This window comes from Polyangiaceae bacterium, from assembly GCA_020633235.1.
GTDB lineage: Bacteria > Myxococcota_A > Polyangia > Polyangiales > Polyangiaceae > JACKEA01.
Map to the genome: position 1 here is coordinate 279117 of JACKEA010000010.1, position 23236 is coordinate 302352.

General features: G+C 67.0%; 25 protein-coding genes. 9 read left to right on the forward strand and 16 right to left on the reverse strand.

Annotation, left to right across the window (positions count from 1 at the left end; genetic code table 11):
* Positions 1 to 10: 10 nt before the first annotated feature.
* The gene (locus H6717_40760; GenBank protein MCB9583435.1) at positions 11 to 2170 is read right to left on the reverse strand and encodes a hypothetical protein; all 2160 of its coding nucleotides are present in this window, start codon (positions 2168 to 2170) and stop codon (positions 11 to 13) included.
* Positions 2171 to 2368: 198 nt separating this feature from the next.
* Here H6717_40760 and H6717_40765 point away from each other — a divergent pair, with 198 nt between their 5' ends.
* Complete coding sequence (locus H6717_40765) at positions 2369 to 3154, forward strand: methyltransferase domain-containing protein (GenBank protein ID MCB9583436.1); 786 nt, start codon at positions 2369 to 2371, stop codon at positions 3152 to 3154.
* Here the strand turns inward: H6717_40765 and H6717_40770 are convergent.
* The 3 genes from H6717_40770 to H6717_40780 form a co-directional block, all read right to left on the reverse strand.
* Positions 3139 to 3921, reverse strand: a complete 783-nt coding sequence (locus H6717_40770; protein ID MCB9583437.1) for a 2OG-Fe(II) oxygenase — start codon at positions 3919 to 3921, stop codon at positions 3139 to 3141. The genes H6717_40765 and H6717_40770 overlap by 16 nt on opposite strands.
* Positions 3881 to 5278 carry a radical SAM protein gene (locus H6717_40775; protein ID MCB9583438.1) on the reverse strand — a complete coding sequence of 466 codons (1398 nt, stop codon included), beginning with the start codon at positions 5276 to 5278 and terminating at the stop codon, positions 3881 to 3883. The genes H6717_40770 and H6717_40775 overlap by 41 nt, the downstream gene beginning before the upstream one ends.
* Positions 5279 to 5395: 117 nt before the next feature.
* Positions 5396 to 6517, reverse strand: a complete 1122-nt coding sequence (locus H6717_40780) for an endonuclease/exonuclease/phosphatase family protein (GenBank protein MCB9583439.1) — start codon at positions 6515 to 6517, stop codon at positions 5396 to 5398.
* A 509-nt stretch (positions 6518 to 7026) separates the two neighbouring features.
* On the opposite strand from H6717_40780, the gene H6717_40785 reads away from it, so the two are divergent.
* From H6717_40785 to H6717_40795, 3 genes are read left to right on the forward strand one after another with little or no spacing between them, the layout of a single operon-like run.
* Entirely contained in the window at positions 7027 to 7401 is a 375-nt protein-coding gene (locus tag H6717_40785; protein ID MCB9583440.1) for a cupin domain-containing protein, read from the forward strand.
* A 22-nt stretch (positions 7402 to 7423) separates the two neighbouring features.
* Positions 7424 to 7852 (forward strand): MarR family transcriptional regulator, encoded by a 429-nt coding sequence (locus H6717_40790; GenBank protein ID MCB9583441.1) that lies wholly within the window; start codon positions 7424 to 7426, stop codon positions 7850 to 7852.
* Positions 7853 to 7892: 40 nt separating this feature from the next.
* Positions 7893 to 8369, forward strand: coding sequence for a DUF4339 domain-containing protein (locus tag H6717_40795; GenBank protein ID MCB9583442.1), 477 nt, complete (start codon positions 7893 to 7895; stop codon positions 8367 to 8369).
* Between the two features lie 116 nt (positions 8370 to 8485).
* Here H6717_40795 and H6717_40800 read toward each other — a convergent pair whose 3' ends face one another.
* Positions 8486 to 8947 (reverse strand): hypothetical protein, encoded by a 462-nt coding sequence (locus tag H6717_40800; GenBank protein ID MCB9583443.1) that lies wholly within the window; start codon positions 8945 to 8947, stop codon positions 8486 to 8488.
* 86 nt (positions 8948 to 9033) lie between these two features.
* Here H6717_40800 and H6717_40805 point away from each other — a divergent pair, with 86 nt between their 5' ends.
* Together H6717_40805 and H6717_40810 are read left to right on the forward strand one after the other, a co-directional pair.
* Positions 9034 to 9429, forward strand: coding sequence for a nucleotidyltransferase domain-containing protein (locus H6717_40805; GenBank protein ID MCB9583444.1), 396 nt, complete (start codon positions 9034 to 9036; stop codon positions 9427 to 9429).
* Entirely contained in the window at positions 9429 to 9848 is a 420-nt protein-coding gene (locus H6717_40810; GenBank protein ID MCB9583445.1) for a DUF86 domain-containing protein, read from the forward strand. The genes H6717_40805 and H6717_40810 overlap by 1 nt, the downstream gene beginning before the upstream one ends.
* Here H6717_40810 and H6717_40815 read toward each other — a convergent pair whose 3' ends face one another.
* Both H6717_40815 and H6717_40820 read right to left on the reverse strand, forming a co-directional pair.
* Complete coding sequence (locus tag H6717_40815) at positions 9849 to 10211, reverse strand: hypothetical protein (GenBank protein ID MCB9583446.1); 363 nt, start codon at positions 10209 to 10211, stop codon at positions 9849 to 9851.
* Positions 10212 to 10228: 17 nt separating this feature from the next.
* The gene (locus tag H6717_40820) at positions 10229 to 11719 is read right to left on the reverse strand and encodes a CoA-acylating methylmalonate-semialdehyde dehydrogenase (protein ID MCB9583447.1); all 1491 of its coding nucleotides are present in this window, start codon (positions 11717 to 11719) and stop codon (positions 10229 to 10231) included.
* Positions 11720 to 11799: 80 nt separating this feature from the next.
* On the opposite strand from H6717_40820, the gene H6717_40825 reads away from it, so the two are divergent.
* Positions 11800 to 12702: an SUMF1/EgtB/PvdO family nonheme iron enzyme gene (locus H6717_40825; GenBank protein MCB9583448.1), complete on the forward strand. Its 903-nt coding sequence runs from the start codon at positions 11800 to 11802 to the stop codon at positions 12700 to 12702.
* A 148-nt stretch (positions 12703 to 12850) separates the two neighbouring features.
* Here H6717_40825 and H6717_40830 read toward each other — a convergent pair whose 3' ends face one another.
* The 5 genes from H6717_40830 to H6717_40850 are packed head-to-tail and all read right to left on the reverse strand — an operon-like array spanning position 12851 to position 17914.
* Complete coding sequence (locus H6717_40830; GenBank protein ID MCB9583449.1) at positions 12851 to 13045, reverse strand: hypothetical protein; 195 nt, start codon at positions 13043 to 13045, stop codon at positions 12851 to 12853.
* Between the two features lie 40 nt (positions 13046 to 13085).
* Positions 13086 to 13565, reverse strand: a complete 480-nt coding sequence (locus tag H6717_40835) for a hypothetical protein (GenBank protein MCB9583450.1) — start codon at positions 13563 to 13565, stop codon at positions 13086 to 13088.
* 3 nt (positions 13566 to 13568) lie between these two features.
* Positions 13569 to 14210, reverse strand: coding sequence for a hypothetical protein (locus H6717_40840; protein ID MCB9583451.1), 642 nt, complete (start codon positions 14208 to 14210; stop codon positions 13569 to 13571).
* Positions 14211 to 14243: 33 nt separating this feature from the next.
* Positions 14244 to 16067: an ABC transporter ATP-binding protein gene (locus H6717_40845; GenBank protein ID MCB9583452.1), complete on the reverse strand. Its 1824-nt coding sequence runs from the start codon at positions 16065 to 16067 to the stop codon at positions 14244 to 14246.
* A 38-nt stretch (positions 16068 to 16105) separates the two neighbouring features.
* Positions 16106 to 17914, reverse strand: coding sequence for an ABC transporter ATP-binding protein (locus tag H6717_40850; GenBank protein MCB9583453.1), 1809 nt, complete (start codon positions 17912 to 17914; stop codon positions 16106 to 16108).
* A gap of 179 nt (positions 17915 to 18093) precedes the next feature.
* Between H6717_40850 and H6717_40855 the strand changes: the two genes are divergently transcribed.
* Positions 18094 to 18576 carry a hypothetical protein gene (locus tag H6717_40855; GenBank protein ID MCB9583454.1) on the forward strand — a complete coding sequence of 161 codons (483 nt, stop codon included), beginning with the start codon at positions 18094 to 18096 and terminating at the stop codon, positions 18574 to 18576.
* An 84-nt stretch (positions 18577 to 18660) separates the two neighbouring features.
* Here the strand turns inward: H6717_40855 and H6717_40860 are convergent, their stop codons facing one another.
* On the reverse strand, positions 18661 to 19221 hold the full coding sequence (locus H6717_40860; GenBank protein ID MCB9583455.1) for a hypothetical protein: 561 nt from the start codon (positions 19219 to 19221) through the stop codon (positions 18661 to 18663).
* Between the two features lie 88 nt (positions 19222 to 19309).
* Positions 19310 to 19789, reverse strand: a complete 480-nt coding sequence (locus H6717_40865; protein ID MCB9583456.1) for a hypothetical protein — start codon at positions 19787 to 19789, stop codon at positions 19310 to 19312.
* 97 nt (positions 19790 to 19886) lie between these two features.
* On the opposite strand from H6717_40865, the gene H6717_40870 reads away from it, so the two are divergent.
* Complete coding sequence (locus tag H6717_40870) at positions 19887 to 20384, forward strand: AgmX/PglI C-terminal domain-containing protein (GenBank protein ID MCB9583457.1); 498 nt, start codon at positions 19887 to 19889, stop codon at positions 20382 to 20384.
* Here H6717_40870 and H6717_40875 read toward each other — a convergent pair whose 3' ends face one another.
* Together H6717_40875 and H6717_40880 are read right to left on the reverse strand one after the other, a co-directional pair.
* Positions 20385 to 21647 carry a dispase autolysis-inducing protein gene (locus H6717_40875; protein MCB9583458.1) on the reverse strand — a complete coding sequence of 421 codons (1263 nt, stop codon included), beginning with the start codon at positions 21645 to 21647 and terminating at the stop codon, positions 20385 to 20387.
* A 16-nt stretch (positions 21648 to 21663) separates the two neighbouring features.
* A complete protein-coding gene (locus H6717_40880) occupies positions 21664 to 23208 on the reverse strand; it encodes a VWA domain-containing protein (protein MCB9583459.1) in 1545 nt (514 codons plus the stop codon).
* Positions 23209 to 23236 lie beyond the last annotated feature (28 nt).

Below are 23236 nucleotides of genomic sequence, written 5' to 3' on the forward strand. Positions count from 1 at the left end.
CTCGCTCGCTTTACTGACTGGTGCCCACGGTCACGGCAGGGGGCGTCCAGATCCGAAGCGTGTGGCTCTCCCCCTCGTCCAGCCAGAACTGCGCGGCAGTGTGATTCTCGCCCTGGGGGATCTCGACGCCGATCTTGATGTGCTTGCCGTAGGTTCCCGCCTGCGCGTGCTCGAGCTCGCAGCCCACGGTCACGGTGTTCTCGCCAGGGCTCAAGGCGAGGTCCAGCGTCTGCTGCTTGGGGCTGAAGGACACGTAGTCCTTCTGCGCCACTCCGTTCACCGTCACGCTGAAGGCCGCCGTGTCCGTGGCCAGGGTCACCAGGTCGGAGATCTTGATGCGATACACGCGCTTCGGCTCGGTATCGACCTCGACGTACTGAGTCGCGACGGGATCGCCGTCCAGGTCTTGAGGTGAGTACACGTCCATCAGCACGAAGTCCTCGTCGGTCTTGTCGGCGTTGAGATCGCTCGGATCGACGATGCGGCGCAGTTGCACCGGGTCGTGAGTCAGCTCGAAGGTGTCGTAGCCGGGATAGCGGATGAAGCCGAAGGCCTTCTTGCGGGTCTTGTAGGTGAACAGTGTGGCCTTGGCGCCGACCCACACGTCGTCCGTTCCGCTGGGCCAGGTCACGTCCGTCACGGTCACCTGGTCCGTCTCGTAGTCCAGATCGAGATCTGCGCCTTCGGCCCAGGTTGGCGCATTGGTGGTGTCGAGATCCACGGACTGGGACAGCTCGATGTCCAGCAAGTTCTTCATGCTCCGGAACACCGGTCCCAAGATCGGAAGCTTCTCCAGCACGCTGGAGATCTTGAAGCTGTAGGCCTGCATGTTGAGGACCATCTTCACCGGCGTCGGCGGGTACTTCTCCAGCACGCCGAGGCGCTCGGTGATGGCGACGCCGGTGCGGGCCAGCAGCGTTCCGAGCGCTGCCTTGGCACCCTTGATGACCGCTTGCTTGAGCGCCGCGCTCTTCAGCACCTTCTTCACGCCGTTGCCGCCCGGGATGGCGGCGGAGATGATCTCCGCGGCGATGGTGTCGAGGCTCAGTGGATCTCCGCTGCCGTTCTCGGGCTCGAACGTTCCCCAGTAGATCCAGGTGGAGGGCTCACCCACCAGCAGCGATCGCTGGTCCTGTGCTTCCACGGCGACCAGGTCCGTGGGCATGAAGTTGTCGATCAGCACCTGCACTACGGCGTTGACGAAGTTCGCCACCGATAGGGCGGTGCTCACCGGCGCGCCCACGCCGGTGGCGGCGAAGGCGATTTCCACGATGCCGACTGCTTCGCCCGCTGCTCCCGCGATGGCGCTGGTCAGATCCAGCTCGAAGAAGGACTGGTGGATCGGATGCGCGTTCGCGTCGAAGGGTCCCGTGACCTTGAGCGCCTGGGCGGTAGTGCCCTGCTTTTGGAAGTAGATCTCGTCGAGCTTTGGCTCCGCCCAGTGCAAGAGCCCCGTGTTGTAGAGCATCGCTTGGAGGGCACGTTCCTGCGTGGGCTCGAGCTTCATGTAGTCGGCACTGAACGTCTTCGCGACCTCTTCCGTGCCATCCAAGACGTCCCTCAGTGCTTGGACTCCTTCCGCGCCGAAGCGCGCCTCCATGAACGCCTTCTGCTCGGGGTTCGTGGATTCGAAGGTGTGGCTTCGGATGGACGCCAGCGTTCGTGTCAAGCCGGTTTGGATGACGCTTGCGACGGTCTCGCGAGGCAGTCGCCGTTCGGGAATGACGACGTACAGGAGCGCCTCTCCCGTGTGAGTCGCATCCACCGTTCCCAGCGACAGCCTGTGGCTTCCCGCCTGCACGTAGGGCACGAACTGCTCGAAGGCGTAGGTGTCGTCGGCGTAGCTGTCGTCGTCACCGCCGTCCTTCACCAGGCGCATCGATCGCGGATACAGCGCGATGTCGTTCTCGAGCCAGAGCACGACGTCGCTCGGGGGCACGGTGAGCCCCGTGACGGTCATCTCGAAGCTCATGCCGGGCTCCACCACGTACGGATCCGGTTGCAAGAGCGTCCAATCGCCTTCGATGACACTGGGCGGCTTCGGCGGAATCCCGCCGCTCTCTTCGCCGCCCTCCGAGACGTTGCATCCAACTGCCAACACCAGCAGCAGCAACATCATCGAGTACACCCCCCGCCGCACGCACCCCGTCCCTTGCTCCAATCCCGTCATCGTCCTCCTGGTAGTCGTCCTGCCGCAGCCGTCCCCTCAGCTTCCGTTAGTGTGCATCATCGGCCCGGAGTTCCATCGGGAAGATCTTCGTCGTGCCCACGTAACATGGCTTCCCGCCGCGTCTTCCGAAGCAGATTGTCGGTCCGGCGCGAGCCCCGTCGCGATCCGCGGCACGTAGGTTCATGTCACACTCGCGTCGTGAGCCGTGGGCCCGACTATCTCCGGGACTTGCTCCGTCGATTGCCGGCGGAGCTCTCCGAGGCGGAGCTATTTCTGCACTTGGGCTACTGGGACGACGGCGTGGAGGGCGTGCGTGCCGCCCAAGCACGTTTGAACGACGTACTGCTCGACGCCCTCGACGTGCGCTCCGGCCAACGCGTGCTGGACGTCGCTTGCGGCATCGGCGGAACCCTTGCAGCGCTGGCGCAGCGCGAGCCATCCGCCGAGCTCACCGGCGTGAACATCGACGAGGCGCAGCTCGACGTGGCGCGCCGCTCCGTGGCACACCCGGTGCGCTGGGTGTGTGCCGACGCCTGCGCGTTGCCCTTCGAAGCGGCGAGCTTCGAGCGCGTGGTCTCGGTGGAGGCGGCGTTTCACTTCTCCTCGCGGCGGCGGTTCTTGGCGGAGGTCGCCCGCGTCCTGGTTCCGGGCGGGGTGGTCGTGCTCAGCGATTTGGTGGTGGACCTCGCGGCAGATGGCGAGCGCGTGCGGGAGATCACGGAGGGCCTGGGCCCTTGGCCGGATCCGATGCTGACGAGCGGCTCGCTTGCGGAGCTGTGCGTCGCTGCGGGGCTCTGCGTAGTGGAGGAACGCGACCTGACGCCCTTGGTGGCGCCCACTTTCGAAGCAATGCTCGGACCCCACGCCATCGCGAATCCGTCGAGCGTGGCGGACGCTGGTGACCGCGGCACGGCTGCCCTTGGCGCGCTGTGCCGCACGGGGCATCTCCGCGTGGTGCTCCTGAAGGCTCAACTGAAGGCGTAGACCCGCGCCTTGCCGAAACCCAAGAACCCGCCCAGCGTCCAGCGGCCGCCCGGGTCCTTGACCGGCAGGATCTCGTGGAACGCCTGATCCCCGCTGAACACGACCAGCGCACCGGTGGGTGCGGCGACGCACTCTGCGGCATCCAGGGGCAGCCAGTCGCGCGCGTTCATGCGATCCGCGTAGATGGAACGGCCGGCATCGGAGTCCGCCAATACAGGATGGAGCGCGAGCTCGCCGCCCTCTTCGGGCGCGCGTAGGAGCAAGTACCAGCTGAACAGGCGCTGCTCCGCCAGCAGCGTCGTGAGATGCGCGTGGGTTGGTTGCGACAGCTGTTCCCGCTCACAGTGCGGGGGGATGGTGCCCCTCTCGGGCAAGTAGCGCAGTGTCGAGAGGCCGTAGGCGCCGTCCTCGGGGTGAGTGGGAACCTCGATGGGCAGTGACGTCAGCTCCTGGAGCAGCGCCCGCACGTCGTGCTCCAGCGAGCCCGCGCCGATGCGTGTCAGGAGGTCCAAGTAGCGCGGTCGTTCCGCGAAGTAGTCCCCGAGATCGGGCTGGGCCTGATCGAGGATGCGTCCCAAGGAATAGGCCTCGAAGGCGGGGGAGAAGGAATGCCGCGGCATCGCGTCCGCCGTCAGTCTTTCGACGATGCGCGCTGCTCGAGCTGGCTCGAGCGCGTCCTCGATCACCAGCGCCTTCGGCGCGCCGGGCGCGAGCCAGCCGCGGGCCTCAGCCAGCTGGGCTTTCGGCCGTGACGCGACGCTGAACATGATTGGGGAAGTACCACATGGGCGCTGCGGGGATGCGTCCCAGCTGCGCAGGCTCGCTGAGCTCGTCCCGCGGACGCGGCCACTGGGTGGTCACGAGGCCGCCATGCGATGCCGAGCGTTCGTCCAACAGCCGCCGAGCGCGACTCAGCTCCTCGGCGCTCCAGCCTTTGCAGGACAGCATTTGAAGCGAGATGGGATCGAACCGCAGCTCCCAGTCCGCGGGGGCATGCTTGAGCATGGCGTCGGGTAGCACCAAGCAGAAGAAGACCTGCACGCTCACCGGCAGGGCGAGCACCCGCTCCAAGGTGCGCTCGAAGGTGGCCAGGTCGTCACCGGGCAGGCCGAGGATCAGCTCCACCTTCACGTGAGCGAACTCCGCGAGGTCGCTCACCAGGCGTTCGAAGCGTGGTACTTGGAACTTCCGCCGAGAGAGCTCGGTTACCGCCGGATCGTAGGACTGAAGGCCGAGGCCGATCTCGGCGTAGGCGACGCCTCTGAGGAATTCCAACATCTGCGGCGTGGCCGCGCTTGGATACACCTCGGTGTGGAACGGCACCTTCGACAGGAAGCCGACTCGGGACTCGGCTTCCATCAGATTCTCGAAAGCGCGAGCGCTGAGGTTCAATCCGGCGTCCACGCTCATCACGGAGCTGCAGTTGGCGCGGCGAAAGGCGGCCAGCTCGGCCTCCAGGAACTCCACCGGGCTGACGCTGACGGTGCGCTCTGCATCGCCCCAAGCGCAGAAGGAGCAGTGCATGGGGCAGCCCTCGAAGGTCTGCAGGTGTGCCGTCAGGCCCTCTGGCGCGAGCCCCATCTGGAACGGGCTGTGGGGCGCGAACGCTCGGGGCATCGGTGGCGCGCGGTGGGTTCGGCGGTAGCTCTCGCCGTCCGGCACGCCAATGCCGGCGATGCTGGAGAGCTTTCGTTCCGGCCACAGCCGCACGAGCTCGGGGAACACCGCGTCGTTGAAGTCGAGCACCACTGCATCCACGACCTGGGACAACGCCCGGAAAGGCGGCAGCGCCAGCATCTCCGGCCGGGCCGACGGCCCTCCAAGCACGATCCAAGCGTCTGGTCGTAGCTTTCTGAATTGCTCCAGCACCACCGCGAAGATCGGCAGCGACCACACGTAGCAGGACGCGCCGACTACGTCGGGATCGAAGCTCGCCAGCTCCTCGAGCCATCGCTTTTCGTCGAAGCCGCGGCCGTCGATGACCCGGACGTCGACGCCTGCCGTGCGTTCGTCGCCCAGCACCGCGGCAGCCACCCGATACGCGCCAAAGCTGAACGGGTGGAAGGAGGGTTCCACGCTCTGCCACGGGTTCACCGCGAGGATGGCCACCCGTCGTGCCGTCACTCGCTGCTCCCCCGTTTCAGCTGGGGCTCGTCACCTGCTGGAGCCGCCGTCACCCCGCGGTTGTTCCACGAGTTCGCGGCGCGAGCAACGTGGCTCAGGGTGCGGGCCGCATTTCCCTCACTGGTCCGGGAACAGCATTCGCCCGATGACCGGGAAGTGGTCCGAGGGATAGCGGGCGCCCACGTGGTAGTGGTCGATGTAGGCGTTCTTCACCTGCTGCCCCTTGCTGATGAAGACGTAGTCGATCTTGGCTCCCGTGGTCTTGCCGCTGAAGCCGTGCGCCGTGCCCACGTCGGTGGCATCCGGATTGTCGACCCGGAAGCTGTCCCGCATGGGTCGAGGGTTGTCGAATCCGTCGATCTTGGCTTTGCCCTTCAGGTAGCGGATGACGAGATTGCTCTCCCCCGCGTTGAGGTCCCCCGTTACGACGAAGGGGTGGTTGTCCACCTCCTTGTCGATGCGCTTGGAGAGCAGCACGGCGCTCTGCTCCCGCGCGTTCTGCGAAACGTGGTCGAAGTGGGTGTTGTACACGTAGAAGACGTACCCCGTCTTCTTCTCCACGAAGCGGCCCCAGGTCACCACCCGCGGCAGCTTGGAGCCCCAGCTCGAAGAGCCCACCTTCTCGGGAGTGGTCGACAGCCAGAAAGTGTCGGACTTCTTCAGCGTGAAGCGAGAAGGCTTGTAGTAGAGCGCGCAAATCTCCCCGCCCGCGTGGCTGAGCACGCCGATGTGCTTGTAGCCGGACACCGCCGCGTCGATGTCTTGGAGCTGAAACGGCTTTGCCTCCTGTACTCCGACGAAGTCTGCGTCGCGCTGCTTGAAGACGTCGTACACGAGGTGCTTGCGATCGGGGGACCAGGAGTCCGCGCCGTCGTTCGCGGTGCCGACGCGAATGTTGAAGGTCATCACCTTGATGTCGGGACCGGGTAGGACAGTGGTGCCGCCGCCCGTGCCGCCGCCGCCCGTGCCCGCGCCGGCCGTGCCGCCGCTGCCGCCCACTGCTGGCGTGCCTGCCGCGCCGGCTGCTCCGACGCCCGCCATGCCACCCGCGCCGCCCAAACCCCCTTGGGATCCTCCAGCTACTCCGGACAACCCCGCAGCGCCCCCGCTGGATTGACCGCCGCTGCCACCGACTCCGGAGCCGGCGGCGACTTCGTCGTCTGAGCCGCCGCAGGCCGAGAGCGTTGTGAGGGCGACCACGAACACCACCACCGAGAGAAGAGCTGCGCGAGGGGCCATGCGTTCGGTTTAGCAGAGGATTCCTCGGTGTTTTTTGCGATTTCGAGCTGTCGAGGGCGCCCGACTCGCTGTCGACTGGAGTCGACGTTGGTGCCTGCCCGCGTTGCTGCTCGATCGCTCTCGGGAGCGTGCTGGCTGTCGAGTGGAGTCGACAAGAACCTCATGAAAAAGACGCTCGAGGTCTGGTGGCCGCCGGTGGTTCCGGCTCCACAGAAGACAAGCGCGTCCTGGCGGAGCTGTCGCGAGGCTGCGTGGTGAGCTCCGACTGCAAGAGCCCGCTGGCGGATGGGCGCTGTCGCGACTTCTGCGATTCCCCATCTCGAACCCCGACCCGTGTATGGAGTAGACGGGCAATGGGTGTGGGTGGGGGCATCCACGACGGTGAGCAAGGTCCCGAAGTGACGGGGCGCGACGGGGATCGCGCCGGATCAACAAAGGAAGAAGTCAAATGGGTTGACTATCTGTGACTGCGGCGTATAGTCCACCAAGTTGACTAAATGGAGGTGGCCATGGCCGTGATATTCGCCGGGGACAACCAGGCCTTCGAGATGCATGGAGCGCGCTTCACCGCGTTGGTGTCGCCCAAGCGCGGATCCACGCGGCAGAGCGTGTGGCGCGTGGAGCTCGCTCCGGGGGCACCCGCAACGCTGCACCAGCTCACGGACGAGGAAGTGTTCGTGATTCAGTCGGGCAAGGCTCGCGTGAGCATCGGCGGCAGCGTGACCGAGGCGGGTGCTGGGGACTCCATCGTGGTGCCCAAAGACACGGACTTCTCGATCCAGACCGTGGGCGACGTGCCGCTCGCGGCATTGGTTTGCTTTCCGGTAGGCGGTCGGGCACGCCTTGCTGATGGCAGCGAGTTCACGCCCCCGTGGGCAGAGTAGCGGCGAGCCTCTGGCTCGGCTGATGGCCATGGCGTTCCGTTCGCTGATCGACGGGCTGCACGAGCGGCTCGCGGCGCGGGGCTACGGCGACATCCGCCCGGCCTACGGCTTCGTGTTGCTCTCGTGCCGGCAGGCGCCGATGAGCGTCGGGGACGTGGCCACGTTGCTGGGGTTCACCAAACAAGCGGCGTCCAAGCTGGTGGACAACATGGAGAGCGACGGCTACGTGCGGCGGGTAGCCCACGAGAGCGACGCGCGCGCACGGCGCGTGCAGCTCACGGCCAAGGGGCGGCGCGCCCTCACGGCGGTGGAGAGCATCTATGCCGAGCTCGAATCGGGTTGGGCGGACGTGATCGGTGAGCGCAAGGTGGAGGACCTGCGGCGAGCCCTGGACACCGTGCTTCGCGCGCAGAACGACGGCGAGCTGCCAGCGGTGCGCCCCACATTTTGAGTGAGCTGACGAGGCGCGGCCTGCCTGATAAAGTGCCGCCGTGGAGAAGTCCGGCCACTCCTGGTACTGGGCCGATCACGACGGATCGTTGCACCCGATCAGCGTGCCGGAGCTCGCGGGCGTGCTCGCCGAAGGCCGATTGCCGCCGTTCATCTTGGTGTGGACGGCAGGCTACGCGGAGTGGATGCCGGCGTATCTCGTGGAGGAGCTGCAGCCAGCACTGGGCATGGAGCCGGGAACCGTGGGGCACGTCGCCGTGGACGAAACTGCGACGGAGCCGCCGGAGGCGCCCATCGAGTGGTACGTGGAGTGCCTGGGGGCGCCGCCCAGCAAGACCTTCGACCAACCGGTGCCCAGCACCAAGCGGCGCCAGACGTTGGAGCTCGACTGGAGCGAGGGCTTCAACGTGCACGAGCTCCCGACGATGCGCGGCGGGCAGCGGGTGCTGCCCTTTGCCGCGTTTCGTCAGGTGGACGACTACCTCGCGCACATTCGCGCGCTGCGGGCCCGCCGCTGATCACTGCGTGGGCATGGGCAGGCACAGGCCGCCCGCGCACGACATTCCCGCCGCGCAATCCACCGCGCCGAAGCCGAGGGCCATGCCCAGTCCCGCGGCGATCACGTCGACGAGCTTCACGGTGCCTCGGGTGGGGGTGGCGGCATGTCGTTGGGCAAGCACGCGATGGGCAGCTCGCCGTGGGGACCGCTCACGCACTTGCCGTCGTGGGATTTGCCACCGAACGTCACGGTACAAGCGTCGCCCTCAGCGGAGCCGGTGCAGGCGTCGAACGCTTCTTGTGGGGGTTTGGGTCGGGGCGGCGCGCAAGCGAGGGGCGCGGACGCGTCGGGACCTCTCACACACTTGCCGTCGTGCTGGTGGCCGTCGAACGTCACGGTGCACACGTCACCCTCGCCGGCGCTGGCACACGCGTCGAACGCCTCTTGCGGCGGCTTCGGCGGGGCGCCGGGAGGTGCCTGGGTCTGCTCGGCCGTGACGCCGGTCTGCGCAGTTCCGGTGCTGGGTTCGGCACCGCTACACGCCCCGAGGGCGCCCAGCATCAGTATTCCTGCCGATATCGAAAGGCTGCGTCGCATGAAAACCTCCTGTCGTCCGCTGGACCAGCGAGACGGCAGGAGCGTTAGGGAGCGGCGCGGAAAACGACGTCTGGTAACATCATCAGGTGTCCCGCGATGCCCTTCTCGCCACCCTGCGGCGATCGCTTGCCCAGCGGGGCGACGTGCGTCTGGCCCTTCTGTTTGGCTCCTGGGCGCGAAACGCAGCCAATGGTGCTTCGGACGTGGACGTCGCGGTGCTGGCACCCGGCGCGGATCTGCTAGGCATCGCCGCGGCGCTCGGACGAGAGGTTGGCGTAGACGTGGACGTGGTGGACATTGGTGCTCCCACCATTCCGCTGATGTCGGAGCTGATAGACGACGGGATCGTGCTCTACGAGAAGGAGCCAGGAGACTACGCGAGCTGGCGTGCTCGGACGTTGGTCCAGCTGGAGACGGACCGGCCGTGGTACGCGCGAATGCGCGATGCGTGGCTTACGCGCGTCGCCGACAAGGGACTTTGATGGTCAATCGAGATCTCTTGGCGGCCAAGCTCGCGGAGCTCGCAGAACGCGTCGAGCGTGCTCAGAAGCACTGCCCGGAATCGGTAGAGGAGCTCTCGAAGGATGCGGATGCGTTGGACTTGGTGAGCTTCAACTTGATGCTTGCGGTGCAGACCTGTGCGGACGTTGCGAGTCACATAATCGCTGACGAGGGCTGGCCTGTGGCGCGAACCCTGGCCGAGGGTTTTCATCGGCTGCGTGACCACGGTGTGCTGACGCCCGAAACCGCCGAGGCGCTCTGTCGTGCGGTCGGGCTCCGCAACGTGGTCGTGCATGGCTATGCGGGCGTGAATCCGACGATGGTTCACTCGGCAGCCACGCAGGGTCTGAATGATCTCCGGGCGTTTGCCCGCGAGGTGGCGCGGTTCGCGCAGGCGTAGTCAGCGGCAGCTCGGCTTCGGATGGCGAATGCCGGCCTTGTCCACCGTATACGGCGGATCACACGCCATGGGACTCGTGGCAGGGCTGGGGGACGTGGTCACGGTTCCATCCGCGCCGATCATGACGCGCGCGCCATTGGCGTCGATCTGATAGCTTCCGTCCGGTCGCGCACTGAGGCGACCTTGCGACAGGCCCTGCACCTGCTGCTCCAAGTCGTGCACCCGTCCTTCCAGCAAAGCCACCCGCGCCGAAAGCGGCACCGGTTGGTCTGCGGGGAACCGGGCCTTGGGCTGCGAGACACCGAGGACCGGGGCGAGCAGGGCGAGGGCGCCGAGGGCGAGGGCGATGCGGGAGCGAGCCATGCTCCCAGCATAGCGCTTCAGCTCATCCAGTTGTTGTCGGCGCGGAGCGCCCACTTGGCGGTCACCTTGCGGGCGCGGGTCCAAAAACGGAAGCCGTCCATTCCGGTGATGTTTCCGTGGCCGAACTTGCTCTGGTTCCAACCACCGAAGCCGAAGGGCTCCCGCGGCACGGGCACGCCGATGTTGACGCCCACCATGCCCGCCTCCACGCGACCGGTGACGTACTCCGCAACGGCGCCGCTGGTGGTGTAGATGCTCGCGGCGTTGCCGTAGGGGCTCGCGTTCTCCAGGGCGATGGCTTCGTCGACGCTGCCCACCCGCAGAATGCTGAGCACGGGGCCGAAGATCTCTTCGCAGGCGACGCTCATGTCGGGCGAGACGCGATCGATCACCGTGGGACCGACCCAGTAACCGCCGTCGGGACCCCGCTTACCGCGACCATCCAGACGCAGCGTGGCGCCGGCCTTCTGCGCTGCGGAGATGTACCCGCCAATACGCTCTTCGGCCTTCTTGCTGATCACGGGACCGACGTCCTTGCCGAGCTCGAGCGCCGCGGCACGCTCCACGATACGGTCGATGATGGCGTCTACGTCCCCTACGGCCACCAGCACCGCGGCGGCCATGCAGCGCTGTCCCGTGGCGCCCGTGAAGGACGCCACCACGTTCTCGGCGGTGATGGCGGGATCCGCATCCGGCACCACGATCAGATGATTCTTGGCGCCGCCCAGGCACAGCATGCGGCGCCCCACGGCCGCGCCCCGGGCGTACAGCATCTTGGCGATGGCGGTGGAACCCACGAAGGCCATGGCCTGGATGCCGGGATGATCGACCAGCGCGTTCACTGCGTCGGGGCCACCGTTCACCACGTTGAACACGCCCTTGGGCAAGCCCGCTTCCTCGAACAGCGCCGCGATCTTCATCGGCGTGAGGGGGACCTGCTCGCTCGGCTTCAAGATGAACGCGTTCCCGCCCACGATGGCTTGAGGCAGCATCCACATGGGCACCATGATCGGGAAGTTGAAGGGCGTGACGCCCGCCACCACCCCGAGGGGCGCGTGGCTCTCGGTGCAGGTCACGCCGCGGCTCACCTCAAGGTGCTCTCCGGCCGCGACGGCGGGGAGCGACGCCCCGAACTCCACGCACTCGATGCCCTTCTGCACGCTGGCTCGCGCGTCTTCGATGGTCTTGCCGTTCTCGTGGCTCACCAGCCACGAAAGCTCTTCCAGATCGCGCTCCAGCAAGCTCTTCAGCCGATAGAAGACCTGGGCGCGCTCCTTGATGGGAACCTCTCGCCAGGCTTCGAAACCGCGGCGGGCGGCCTCCACCGCGCGGTTCACGTCCTCGGCACCGCTCAGCGTCACAGAGCTCATCACCTTGCCGTGCCGCGGGTTCTCCACCGGCATGCTCTTGCCCGTGCTCGCCTCCGAGAGCTCTCCAAAGACGTAGTTTCTCGCGGGAGCCCACTCGCAAAACTCGTAGCTACGGGCGCTGAAGGGCGGGACGGTCATGGCGGCAATCCTGGGGTGAGAGAAGAACGGACAGTGTAGGGCAAACGCCGGGGCTTCTCAGCCTGCTATGCTCTGATTCCGTGACTCTGCTTCATGAGAGGGAATTGGCCCTGGTGCTCGCCCTGGCATTGGGCGGCTGTGGTGGCAGCGAGTTCTCCGCCGGCGACAGCGCCGGGGCGGGCGGCGCCGCGGGCAACGCGAGCGGCGGTGCTGCCGGGAGCGTGACGGGTGGCGCCGCAGGAACCGCCAGCGGTGGCAGCGCGGGCAACCCGAGCGGCGGCGCCGCCGGAAGCAGCGGTGGCGCCGCCGGGGCGGCGGGGGGTGGCGGCAACTGCCCCGACGACATGGTCGCCTTTCAAGGCCAGTTCTGCATCGACAAGCACGAAGTCACCATCGGCCAGTACGACGGCTGGCTGAACAACGACCCGTCGTTGCAGGACCAGCCGGCCGAGTGCTCGTGGAACGCCGACTACGACCGTGGGAATTCCCTGGCCTGTCTCGGCACCGCGAACCAGCCCGTGCGTTGCGTGGATTGGTGCGATGCCTACGCCTACTGCAAGGGCCAGGGCAAGAGATTGTGTGGGCGGCGCGGAACCGGCGCTTCGAACGACTACGCCGACTACAAGGATCCTCAGCGCAGCGAGTGGTACGCCGCCTGTTCCAACGAGGCGCAGAACACGTTCCCGTATGGTGACACCTACGGGCCGAACACCTGCAACGGCAAAGACCACCTGTTGCCCCCGGGACCGGTGGGTGTCGGAACCATGAGCGGTTGTGTCGGCGGTGTGATCGGCCTGTTCGACATGAGCGGCAACGTTGCGGAGTGGGAAGACTCCTGCAACGCACAGAATGGCTCGGGCGACGATTGTCGCGTGCGCGGTGGCTCCTACAACGCCGACGAGTCCATCTTGCGCTGTGACAACGGCCTCAGCTCGCCGCGCAACAACAAGCCACCCGTGATCGGCATTCGCTGCTGCAAGTAGTCAGTAGGCGAGGGCGGTGACGGCCATCTCGACGCCGAGGCCACCCGTGATGGGGTGGGGTACGTACTCGGTTGTCGCCGAGCCGTTGGAGGCATGGGAGCACCTGACGGCGAACCGCGAGGGCTACCAAGTGCCAGTCACGAGCCTCTCAGGCGGGGACCGGATCCGGAGTTGCTTCTTGCGCGGGCGCGTCGCTCGCGTCTTCCGCCGGTTCCGAAAGCTCCGCCTCTACCGCCGCCATGGCGCGAGCGCGCTTGGAGTTTGCGCGCCACGTGATCACGCGACCGGAAACCCACATCACCGTGGCCGCGCCCGCCGAGAGTGCACACCCTGCGCAGATCATGACTGGGCTTACGATAGCAGAGCCCGCGCGGTTTCGCCGGTCAGGGCTGACGAACGTAGATGCAGCTTTCGCCGGGCTCCGTGAGCTCGCCCCGCGAGCTCCACCATGAAAGGGTGGGTGGCAGCGGCCGCGCTTGACCGCTGTCAGGTGCGTCGATGGACAGGATCAGTCGCGTGGAACCCTTTCCTGGCTCCGCCGCATAGGTCCCGCTGCGAACGACGATGCCGGACCACACGCACGCGGCGCCGGGCGGGCAAGGGGCCACGCGATCCGCGATCTCGATCTTGTCGTCCGGGCCGAGGGTCACGACGCGCTCGTACGTGCGGCCCAGGCAGGGCGCCCCCACATACACCACGGGCCGGATCTCGGGCGGCTTTGGGAGGCCCTCAGAGCGGGTCGGCGGCTTCGCGGGGCCTTCGGCGCTGGCCGGTGGCGTTGCGGGCGGAACGGTGACGGGCGCTTTCTCCGCCGGGGAGCGGCTGCACGCCGACAGCAGCAACAGCATGGACGGCCAGCGCATGGCTCAGCCGCAGACGTCGTTGTTGCAATTGCCGCTGATGCACTCCTTGTCGAAGTTGCACGCGCCTCCCGCTGGCAGCGGATACGAGCACTGGTCGAGCTTGCTGTTGCACAGGCCGTTCAGGCACTCCTTGTCGAAGTTGCAGGGGCTGCCGTTCGGCGCGGGTACGGAGCACTGGTCGAGCTTGCTGTTGCACAGGCCGCTCAGGCACTCCTTGTCGAAGTTGCAGGGGCTGCCGTTCGGCGCGGGCACGGAGCACTGGTCGAGCTTGCTGTTGCACAGACCGCTCAGGCACTCCTTGTCGAAGTTGCAGGGGCTGCCCTCGCTCAGCGGTGGCTGACACTGATCGAGCTTGGTGTTGCAGATCAACGGGGTGCAGTCCTTGTCGAAGCTGCACGCCTGGCCGACGTTGCCACCGGATCCGCCCACGCCGCCGGTCGCGCCCACGCCGCCGCTGCCGCCGGTTGCGCCAAAGCCGCCAACGGCACCGAAGCCACCGGCGGCACCCGAGCCGCCGGTCGCACCCACGCCGCCGGAGCCACCGCCCGTGTTTCCGCCACCCCCGGCGTTGTACAGGCCGCCCTCGTCACTGCCGCCGCAGCCAGCCAACAAAGCCAAGACCAAGATCCCGCCAGCCAATCTCATGGCGGGGCAACGTAGCACGCAGCTCGGGAAGGGCTACGGCGCAGCGGCGCTCTGAGCTTCGTCGCGGGCGTTCCCGTGCCCGCTCTCGCGTTGCCGCGCAAAAGTGAGGGCGTGGAGTCGCGCGTAGAGGCCTTCGTGGGCGAGCAGCTCCTCGTGGGTACCCTGCTCCACGATACGACCCTTGTGGAACACCACGATGCGGTCCGCCTTGCGGATGGTGCTCAGGCGATGCGCGATGATCAGCGCCGTGCGCCCTCGCCACAGCTCTTCCAACGCGCGCTGCAGACGGGCCTCCGTATCGCTGTCGATGCTGGCCGTCGCTTCGTCCAGGATCAGGATGTCCGCGTCTCGGTACAGCGCTCGTGCAAAGGCAATGAGCTGGCGCTCGCCGGCGGAGAAGTTCGAGCCGTGCTCGGCCACCGGCTGGTCGAGCCCCTGCGGTCGGCGCTGAAACAGGTCCAGCGCGCCCAAGCGTCGCAGCGCCTCTTCGGCGCGGGCGCGATCCGGGGTCTCGCCGGCGGCGATGTTCTGCAGCACGGTGCCGGGAAACAGGTACACGTCCTGGGGCACCACGGCGAAGTGCGAGCGCAGCTCCTCCCGCGACAGCCCGCGCACGTCCTTGCCGCCCACCCGTACCGCACCCTTGGTCAGGGCCACGTCGTACAGGCGCAGGAGGAGCGCCGTGACGGTGGTCTTCCCCGCGCCCGTCGGCCCCACCAGGGCGATCTTCTCTCCGGGCTTGGCGTTGATGCTCACGTCCGAGAGCACTGGTACGCCGGGCTTGTACTCGAAGGTCACGTCGGACATCTCGAAGGCGAGGCCGTCGTCTCCGTCCGGAGCGGGCTCCAGGGCAGGGGCGTCCTCTTCCCCCTTGGCGTTCTCGAGCAGCCCGAACACGCGCTCCGCGCCGGCCATCGCGCTTTGCAGCAGGGTGTAGCGCTGCGCCAGCGCGCTGATGGGCTCGAAGAACTGCACCAGGTAGGCGTTGAACGCCACCACGGTACCGAAGGTCACGTGGTGGTAGCCGAGGGCGACCACGATGGACGCCAGACACACCGCCGAGATCATCTCGATGGCGGCGTCCTGCATGGCCTCGAACTTGATGGAGCGGAGGTTCGCGTCTCGGTAGGCGCTGTTGATCTCGTCGAACTCGGCGTCCGCCGCGTCTTCCCGACCAAAGGCCTGCACCACCGCCATGCCCGAGACCTGCTCGTTCATGTTGGCGTTCATGCGCGCGGTCTTGGCGCGGATCTCCCGGAATGCATCCCGCATTCGGCGGCGCACGAACAGCACCATCAGCGCCACCGGTGGTGTGGCCGCGAAGGCGATGAGACTGAGCTTCCAGTCCAGCACCACCATCAAGATCACGATGCCCACCAGCCGGATCAAATCTCCCACGGCGTTCAGCGCACCGGAGGCGAACAGCTCGAGGATGGCGTCGATGTCGTTCGTCACGCGGGTGACCAGGCGCCCGACGGGCTGATGGTCGAAGAAGCCGAGACGGAGCGAGTGCAGGAACACGAACACGTGGCGCCGGAGATCCGCCATCGCCCGCGCGCCCACCACCTGCAGCGCGTAGATCTGCATGTAGAGCAGGACCTGCTCCACCAACACGATGCCCGCGAGCAACAGGCCGCTCTTGGTGAGCACGGCCATGTCGCCGGCCAGCACGCCCTTGTCGATGGCGTGCAGCATGATCAGCGGCCGCACCAGCGCGCCCGCGGCGGTGAGCACCACGCCGATCAGCGCCAACGTGAGGGCCAGCTTGTGCGGCCGCACGAAGGGCCACAGCTGTGCCACCAGACGCGAGTCGTAGGCCTTGCCCAGCGCGCCCTCTTCGTGGAAGGCCCGGAGCACCTCCTCCGTTCGCGATTTCTTCTGCGGCTGCTCGTCGCTCATGCCGAGGCTGCCTCCTGCGCCGGCAGATCGTCCGTGCCCAGCTTCTCGAGCTCCCGCTCGATGCGCTGTTCTTCCGCGAAGTTCTCGTACAGACCTCCGGCCCCGCACAGCTCGTCGTGGGTGCCGCGCTCCACCACGCGCCCCTCGTCCAGCACGATGATCTGATCGCAGCGCGCCGCCGCGGCCACGCGGTGCGTGATGAGCACCACGCCGCGCTGCTGCTTCTGTCGATCGATGGCCTCCAAGATGGCCTTTTCCGTGCGTGCGTCCACGGCGCTCAAGGGGTCGTCGAGCACGAGAATGCGCGGGTCCGAAACGAACGCGCGGGCGAGCGCCACGCGCTGTTTCTGACCGCCGGAGAGCTGCACGCCGCGCTCGCCCACCACCGTGTCGAGGCCGTCCGGCAGTGCCAACACCTCGTCCAAGATGTGGGCTTCCGAGGCCGCCTCGCGAATGGTGAGCAAGCTGGGCCCGGAGTCCGGCTCGTCGAGCGCGTAGCCGACGTTGCGCCCCACGGTGGTGGAGAACAAGAACGCCGTTTGCTGTGCGTAGCCGATGGCGCCGCGCACGGTGGTGAGCGGGAGATCGCAGATGTCCTTGCCGTCCAAGAACACCGCTCCCTCCGGCGTGGGCTGCAGCCGTGGTAGCAGCACCGCCAAGGTGCTCTTGCCGCTCCCGGTGCGTCCCACCACCGCCAAGGAGCCCCCGGCGGGAACCTCGAAGCTCACGTCCCTGAGCACCTGGGAATCCCCGTAGGAGAACGACAGCCCGCGCACCTCCAGTCGTCCCTGGACGACCTCCGGCTCCGGCAGCGAGCCATCGGTGATGTCGGGCTCGGCCGTGTAGATCTCTTCCAGGCGCGAGTACGAGGCGCGACCGCGTTGCACCAACCCAACAAGGAAACCGAGCGCAATCAGCGGCCAGGTGAGGCGTGCCAGCGCGCGGTAGAAGGCCAAGAACGCGCCGGGGGTCAGCTCCTTCTGGAGCATCAAGTAGCCGCCGTACCAGAACACCACCAGGATGCCGATGGCGGTGATGGCTTGCATGATCGGTCCCATGGAACCGCGCAGCCGCGCCAGGGCCAGGCTCTTTTCCAGATACTGCTGGTTTTGCACCTCGAAGCGCTCGAGCTCGCTCTTCTCCAGCGAGAAGGAGCGCACCACGCGCACGCCGGCGATGCTCGACTGCACGGCGTCGCTCATCTTGCCGATGGCGTCCTGATTCGCGCGCGTGCGGGTGTAGATCAGCCGCGAGAAGCGGCGTGTCACGATCATCAAGATTGGCAAGGTGGCCAGCGAAGCCAACGTGAGCTTCACGCTCATGCTCAAGGTGACCGAGAGCGCGCTGACCAACGCAAACAGCGTGTTGATCACGTTCAGGATGCCGAAGCCCAACAGCAAGCGGACCTGTTGCAGATCGTTCGTGGCGCGGCTCATGATCTCGCCCGTGGGCATGCGCCGGTAGAACGACGGGCCGAGCTTTTGCAGATGGTGCAACAGGGCGCGCCGCAGCTCGTACTCCGCGATGCGCCCGCCATTGAACACCGCCACGCGAGAGAGTACGCGAATGCCGAAGGCGCCCACGGCCACCGTCACCAGCCACGCCCCGATGCTGGCGGCCATGTTGGTCTTGCCGGCCAGCGCCAGGTCGATGGCGTTCTTGAGCCGGGTGTCGAACCAGTACTGGCTGTACTGATAGCCCGCGAGCAGCACCAAACCGACGACGTATCGGGGGGCCTGACGCTTGAAGTGAGCCCACAGCGTGGTGGGGATCTCGGCCGCGGGTGAGCTGTCGCGTTCTGGCATGGAGACGGGAGAATCCGAGGAGGCGCGAGCCGGCGCCCCGCCCTTACCTAGGACGGTATGCGGCCACCAGCCAGCACCGCGCGGACGCCCATTGTGCCCGATCGTCCCGAAGCGCCATCACACCCTGCAAATTTCGCTGATTTCCCAGCCTTCGCCCGACCCGGAGGTAGACTCCCGGCGTGCTGCGTCGGTTCCGCCTCCTGCTTTCGCTGGCTGTTCTCAGTGCCTGTTCCAGCGATCCGCCCAAAGAGAATCCGGTGCCACCGTGCAACTTCGACGAGCCGGCCCCCGGCACCGCGCCGGTGCTCGAGGCGTTGGTGCAAAGCGGGAGCGGCTACGACCCGATCGTGGACGGCATGACCTTGCAGCGCATCTATGGGCCGCAGGGCGGCAGCCACTTTTACGTGTGGTCCCGCCTGTTCTACGACACGCCCGAGCCTGCGGAAGTGCAGGCCACGCTCAGCGCGGACGCAGATGGCACCACCATCGCGCAGGGTTTCGAGACCTTCGCCGGCTGCGATGGCAGCTGGACGCGCACCAAGCGCATCACGGTGTTCTTCCAGGTGGAGCCGGTGAACGGCATGACGCTTCGCGTGGTCGCCACCAAGCCGACGACGAACCCGCCGCAGGTCCAAGCTGCCATCTCCATTGCCGAGCCCTGAGCATCTGGATGTCGGGACGGCGCGGTGCCGTCACACCGCGTGGTCCCCGTCCTTTGATGGGCTCGCGGCGGACCAACAGAAAAATCAGAAGCAGTTGTCTTTGATGCCCTGCAGGAACGGCGCGGTCTTGCATTCCGAGATGGTGAAGGCGGTGTCCTTCTTGGGGCCGTCGGTGCAGGTGCAGCTGCCGGAAGCGCAGCTGGCGTTCACGGTCTGCTGGCTCATCTCGAGGCTGCCCTGGCACGTCGCGCCGCCACCCACGTAAGAGTAGGAGCCTTTGCAGTCGAGGTAGTCCCAGTGCATGTCCTCGCACTGCGTCGGCGTGGTCCAGCTGTAGCCGCCGTTGACCGTCTCGCAGGTCCAGCCGTCTTGCCCCAGGCACGAGAGGTACGACTGGTAGGCGCTGTCGCAGCCGAACACGCTGGCGATGGCTGCGTCGTCCTCGAAACCGGGGACGCAGTGATCGTCTTGAGGGCAACCCGCCGCTTCTTTGTGCTGGCAGGCCGCGGTGGCCATTTGTGTGACGTTGCCGCCGCTGCTGCCCCCACCGGTGCCGTTGCTCGTGCCATTGTCGCTCGAGCTTCCGCAGCCGGATGCAAGTACCAAGGAAGCCGCAAGTGCGATGCCTACAGCAAGTCGCGTCATGTGCTGCGATTCAGCAAGTGGCGTGCCGTCCGGTGGCGGCGAGATATTCGATACTTACGGGCGGCGGAGCGTAACGGTGACGCGTCACTCACAGGGCGAACAGAGCAACTGTCACGACGGCGCTGAGCGAAAGCAACGCGAGGCCCGCGGCGAACAGCAGACGGATCGAGTCGCCCCCGCGCCGGTGGCCGAAGGGCAGCTCCACGGGCTCGTCGAGAGCGAGACCCTGCGGCGCGGCTTCCGGCGGCGGCGCCACCGACGGCATCACCTTGGCGACGTCGTCCTCTTCCGGCTCGTCGCACGGGACGATGGGAGCCAGGCCTTCCGGGGGCGGCGCGCTCCAGCGGTCGGGATGGAAGGCGTCGGAGACGGGAGCAGGCTCCGTGAGCCACTCTGGGGGGAACTGGGGGACGGGGGGCGCGGCGGGCAGCTCGACGCCAGCGGAACGCAGGGTGGTGGCGTTCGCCCGAGCTTCCGCCTCCGCTGCCCGAGGAGCAGCCGGGACGAACGCCGGCATTCCGACGATGGTGCCGGGATGCACGGTGGGCAGGTAGGTGGAAGCGGTCATGGGGGGCTTGTACGACGCGGCGAGCCATGAGCTTCCCAGCGTGGCATTTCGGCGCTGAACGCTTGCGGGGACTCGAAACCAGGGGTCAGCTTCGGGCATGCGCCACACCCTGATGGCCGTCGGTCTTGCGCTGGGCGCTTGCGCGGGGAGCAAGCCCGCCCCGAGCGCATCGCCTCCGGAGTACGAGATCCCGACGGCGTCCGCGTCTTCCCCAGCGGCGCCCACGGCGCCCCCCGTCGATCGCCCGGTCGCGGAGCAGCAGCCCGACGCGGGTACCCGCCGCTGCGAAGGTGCCATCACTGCCGAGCTCATGGCGGCGATCCGTCAGCGCGCCCAGAGCGCGCGGGACTGCTACGAGCGTGCGCTGCAGAAGGATCCGAAGCTCCGCGGGCGGCTCCAGGTCGCGTTTCGCGTGGGTGAGCACGGTGAAGTGCTGAGCGCCAGCTTGCCCCAGGACACCGTCGGCTCGGAAGAGCTCAGGACCTGCGTCCTGGGTCTGGCGCAAATGCCCTATCGCTACTTTCCCGAGCACGGCTGCATCGACGTCGCCCTGCCCATCCAGTTCCAGCCCAAGGACGCCGACGCCGGGCCTTGATCAGTTGATCTGTTCGCTGGTGATGCCGAAGTAGAGCAGCTTGGCGTCCGCCGGCGAGAACGCGATGGCGGAGACGTCGTCGTAGGCGTTGTGCGTCTGGGTCAGGTTCTTGCCGGCGGCGTCGAACTTGAAGATGTCGGTGCCGTACGCTTGGAAGTAGGTACCGAACTCGAAGTAGACGACGTTCGCGTCCGCGGGGCTCGGGGCGAGCAGCACACCATTGGTGAGCGTCACGGTTCCCGGATCGTGGTCCACGACCTTCGTGAAGCTCTGACCGCCGTCCGTCGAGAGGTAGATGTGGCGTCCTTCGCTCTTGGCGTTGGCGAGGTTCTCGACCATGTCGATGCCCTCGGCCCAGACGACGTTGGAATCGATGGGAGAGACGATCACCTCGAAGGCGTTCGCGTTGCCCGTGGACAGCCCCGTGGACTTCTTCCACAGCTTGCCGCCGTCGAAGGTTACCCAAGCGCCGATGGTCGCAGCACCGAACAACACGTGATCGAGGTCCTGCGGGTCGAAGCCGAAGCGATAGGCCAGCAGATTGCCGCCGGTGGAAGGCTTGGAACCCACGGGGGACCAGGTGACCCCGGCGTCGGTGGTCTCCCACAGCGTGCCGTCGGAGCCGCCGAGCCGTGCGCGGTCCGCGTTCTTGGGATCTGCGCCGAAGCCGATGATGTTGGGTACGGGCTCCTTGAGCTGGGTCGCCGTGCCAGCGTCGATGCGCACCAGCGCTGCGTCGTTGTCCTGGAAGCCCCAGGCGCGGTCACCGACGCCACGGTTCAGCGTCATGATGGAGCTCGGCAGGGAGTCGACCACGCTCCAGGTGCAGCCGGCATCTTCGGACCGCAGCAAGTTGCTGCCACTCGCGGCGAGCAGCACGTTCGGTACCTCGAGGGCGACCAGGCCTCGGGTGTACACCGTGCCCGTCAGCACGCCGCTCACCGGCGCCAGGGTGGCGCCGTCGTCGCTGGTGAAGGTGACCGCCGACGTTCCGCTCACGGTGGTGCACTGCGGCAGGTGCCACGCGGCGGCCGCTGCATCCCCGTCGGTGCCGGCGTCCACGGGTGCACCCGCGGCGCCCGCGCTGCCTGCCGTGCCCGCGCTGCCTGCCGAACCGCCGCTCCCCGCAGTGCCACCTGTGCTCGAGTCCACGCCGGAATCCGTAGTAGTGCCGCCGGTGCCGCCACTGCCTCCGCCGTCGCTGTTCGAGCTGCCACAGGCGACGACGACGAGACCTACGGCGAAGAGAGCGGAGCTGCGCATCCGCGACGCTATAGCACTACCGCGGCAGTCCGCTCACCGCGTCCCGCGCGATGGCGCCTTGCGTGGGCGCCTCGCCCTGATGCCCGCTCAATTTAGTGAGCGTTTTGTCGAGCTTTTGGACGAGCGCCAGCTCCTTGCCCAAGCCGCTCACCCGCGTGTCCGAGAGCTTCTTCTTCAGGGCGCGGATCACTTGGTAGGCCTCTTCGGTCTTGTTCTGCTGGCGGTGCAACACCGAAGCCTTCTTCAACGCGGTGATCTCGTCCACCAGCAAGAGCCCGCGCGCGAGCCCCAGGGGCAGCTTGCCTCGCACCTCGCTGAATCCCAGCGCGTCAGACTGCTTCTTCTTCTGCGTGTCGACGTAGGACAGGCGGGCCGTGGCGATGGGGCCGCTCTTGGGCGGCAGCGAGCCGGCACCCGCGGGCTTGAACGCGAAGTAGATGCCGCCCTTGTCGTGGCTCAGGAAGATGGTCTCGATGGTCATCGAGAGCCCGCCGTCCTTGGTGCGCTTCACCATGTCCCCCGGCACGCCGTAAAGGCCCACCAGCTCGTAGCCCGCGTTGGGCCTCACGGTGAGCTTCATGTCGTGCGCCAGCTCCGTCACCATGGTGTCGAAGTCCTTCTTGAAGCGCTCTTCCATCTTGTCGCGATCGGGGAAAAAGAACAGATTGCCGCCCCGCACGCTGCTGACGGCCGTGGCCAGCTCCGCTCCGAACTGCGTGCCCACGCCCACCGTCGTCATGCCGATGCCATGGCGGGACGCACTGCGCGCCATGCCCATGAAGCTGTCCTTGTCCGTTGCTCCCACGTTGGGCCGCTCGTCCGTGAACAGCATCACGCGAGTGTTTCCGACGAAGCGCTGCCGGCTCTGTTCCGCGACGGAAAAACCAACCTTCAGACCCTCCTCCATGGCAGTGCTACCGGCGCTCTGGATGGCGTCGATGGCGCGCAGCACCTTGGCGCGCTGGGAGAGTCTGGTGGGCGCCATGTGCACGTGGCTGCGATCGCCGTACAGCACGATGGAGAGCTGGTCCTGCTTCTGCATCTGCCACGCGATGCGCCGCAGGCTCGCCTTCACGGTGGAAAGTGGACCGCCGCTCATGCTGCCGCTCTTGTCCACCACCGCCACCAGGTTCAACGGCTCGCGCTTCCACTTCTTGGGATCCAGGTTGGAAGCGAAGCCCAGCTGCGCCAGGTAGCGCACCTCCGGCTGCGCGATCAGATCCGCCTTCGCCGCAGCCGACGTCAGACACAGGATCTGCTTGCAGGCGCGCGCGCTGGGGAGCGGCAAGTCGTGTTGGCTCAAGAGCCCCTCCGCCGTGAACGTCTTCTCGTGCGGCACCTCGCCGGCGTTGATGCGATCCCGCGCGTAGTCGATGTCCTGCGCGCCGCCGGGCGTCGCTCCCATGCTCTTCATGCGCATGGCCGGCTTGGGCGCCATGCGAATGGGCGCCATCATCTCGGGCGCCGCGTGGTCGTCGTCATCGTCCTTCGGGCTTCGCGCCTGAGCGGCAGACGCGAGACAAAGCGTTATCAACCCGACAAACCACGGCCTCAGGCTCATGCGAGACACCTCCTGTTGCGCTGGTACG

What these genes read in the sequence shown, in the direction of transcription:
- H6717_40760 (MCB9583435.1), bottom strand. Translation starts at nt 2,170, where the DNA reads ATGACGGGATTGGAGCAAGGGACGGGGTGCGTGCGGCGGGGGGTGTAC.
- H6717_40770 (MCB9583437.1), bottom strand. Translation starts at nt 3,921, where the DNA reads ATGTTCAGCGTCGCGTCACGGCCGAAAGCCCAGCTGGCTGAGGCCCGC.
- H6717_40780 (MCB9583439.1), bottom strand. Translation starts at nt 6,517, where the DNA reads ATGGCCCCTCGCGCAGCTCTTCTCTCGGTGGTGGTGTTCGTGGTCGCC.
- H6717_40785 (MCB9583440.1), top strand. Translation starts at nt 7,027, where the DNA reads ATGGCCGTGATATTCGCCGGGGACAACCAGGCCTTCGAGATGCATGGA.
- H6717_40790 (MCB9583441.1), top strand. Translation starts at nt 7,424, where the DNA reads ATGGCCATGGCGTTCCGTTCGCTGATCGACGGGCTGCACGAGCGGCTC.
- H6717_40800 (MCB9583443.1), bottom strand. Translation starts at nt 8,947, where the DNA reads ATGCGACGCAGCCTTTCGATATCGGCAGGAATACTGATGCTGGGCGCC.
- H6717_40810 (MCB9583445.1), top strand. Translation starts at nt 9,429, where the DNA reads ATGGTCAATCGAGATCTCTTGGCGGCCAAGCTCGCGGAGCTCGCAGAA.
- H6717_40815 (MCB9583446.1), bottom strand. Translation starts at nt 10,211, where the DNA reads ATGGCTCGCTCCCGCATCGCCCTCGCCCTCGGCGCCCTCGCCCTGCTC.
- H6717_40820 (MCB9583447.1), bottom strand. Translation starts at nt 11,719, where the DNA reads ATGACCGTCCCGCCCTTCAGCGCCCGTAGCTACGAGTTTTGCGAGTGG.
- H6717_40830 (MCB9583449.1), bottom strand. Translation starts at nt 13,045, where the DNA reads ATGATCTGCGCAGGGTGTGCACTCTCGGCGGGCGCGGCCACGGTGATG.
- H6717_40835 (MCB9583450.1), bottom strand. Translation starts at nt 13,565, where the DNA reads ATGCGCTGGCCGTCCATGCTGTTGCTGCTGTCGGCGTGCAGCCGCTCC.
- H6717_40840 (MCB9583451.1), bottom strand. Translation starts at nt 14,210, where the DNA reads ATGAGATTGGCTGGCGGGATCTTGGTCTTGGCTTTGTTGGCTGGCTGC.
- H6717_40850 (MCB9583453.1), bottom strand. Translation starts at nt 17,914, where the DNA reads ATGCCAGAACGCGACAGCTCACCCGCGGCCGAGATCCCCACCACGCTG.
- H6717_40860 (MCB9583455.1), bottom strand. Translation starts at nt 19,221, where the DNA reads ATGACGCGACTTGCTGTAGGCATCGCACTTGCGGCTTCCTTGGTACTT.
- H6717_40865 (MCB9583456.1), bottom strand. Translation starts at nt 19,789, where the DNA reads ATGACCGCTTCCACCTACCTGCCCACCGTGCATCCCGGCACCATCGTC.
- H6717_40870 (MCB9583457.1), top strand. Translation starts at nt 19,887, where the DNA reads ATGCGCCACACCCTGATGGCCGTCGGTCTTGCGCTGGGCGCTTGCGCG.
- H6717_40875 (MCB9583458.1), bottom strand. Translation starts at nt 21,647, where the DNA reads ATGCGCAGCTCCGCTCTCTTCGCCGTAGGTCTCGTCGTCGTCGCCTGT.
- H6717_40880 (MCB9583459.1), bottom strand. Translation starts at nt 23,208, where the DNA reads ATGAGCCTGAGGCCGTGGTTTGTCGGGTTGATAACGCTTTGTCTCGCG.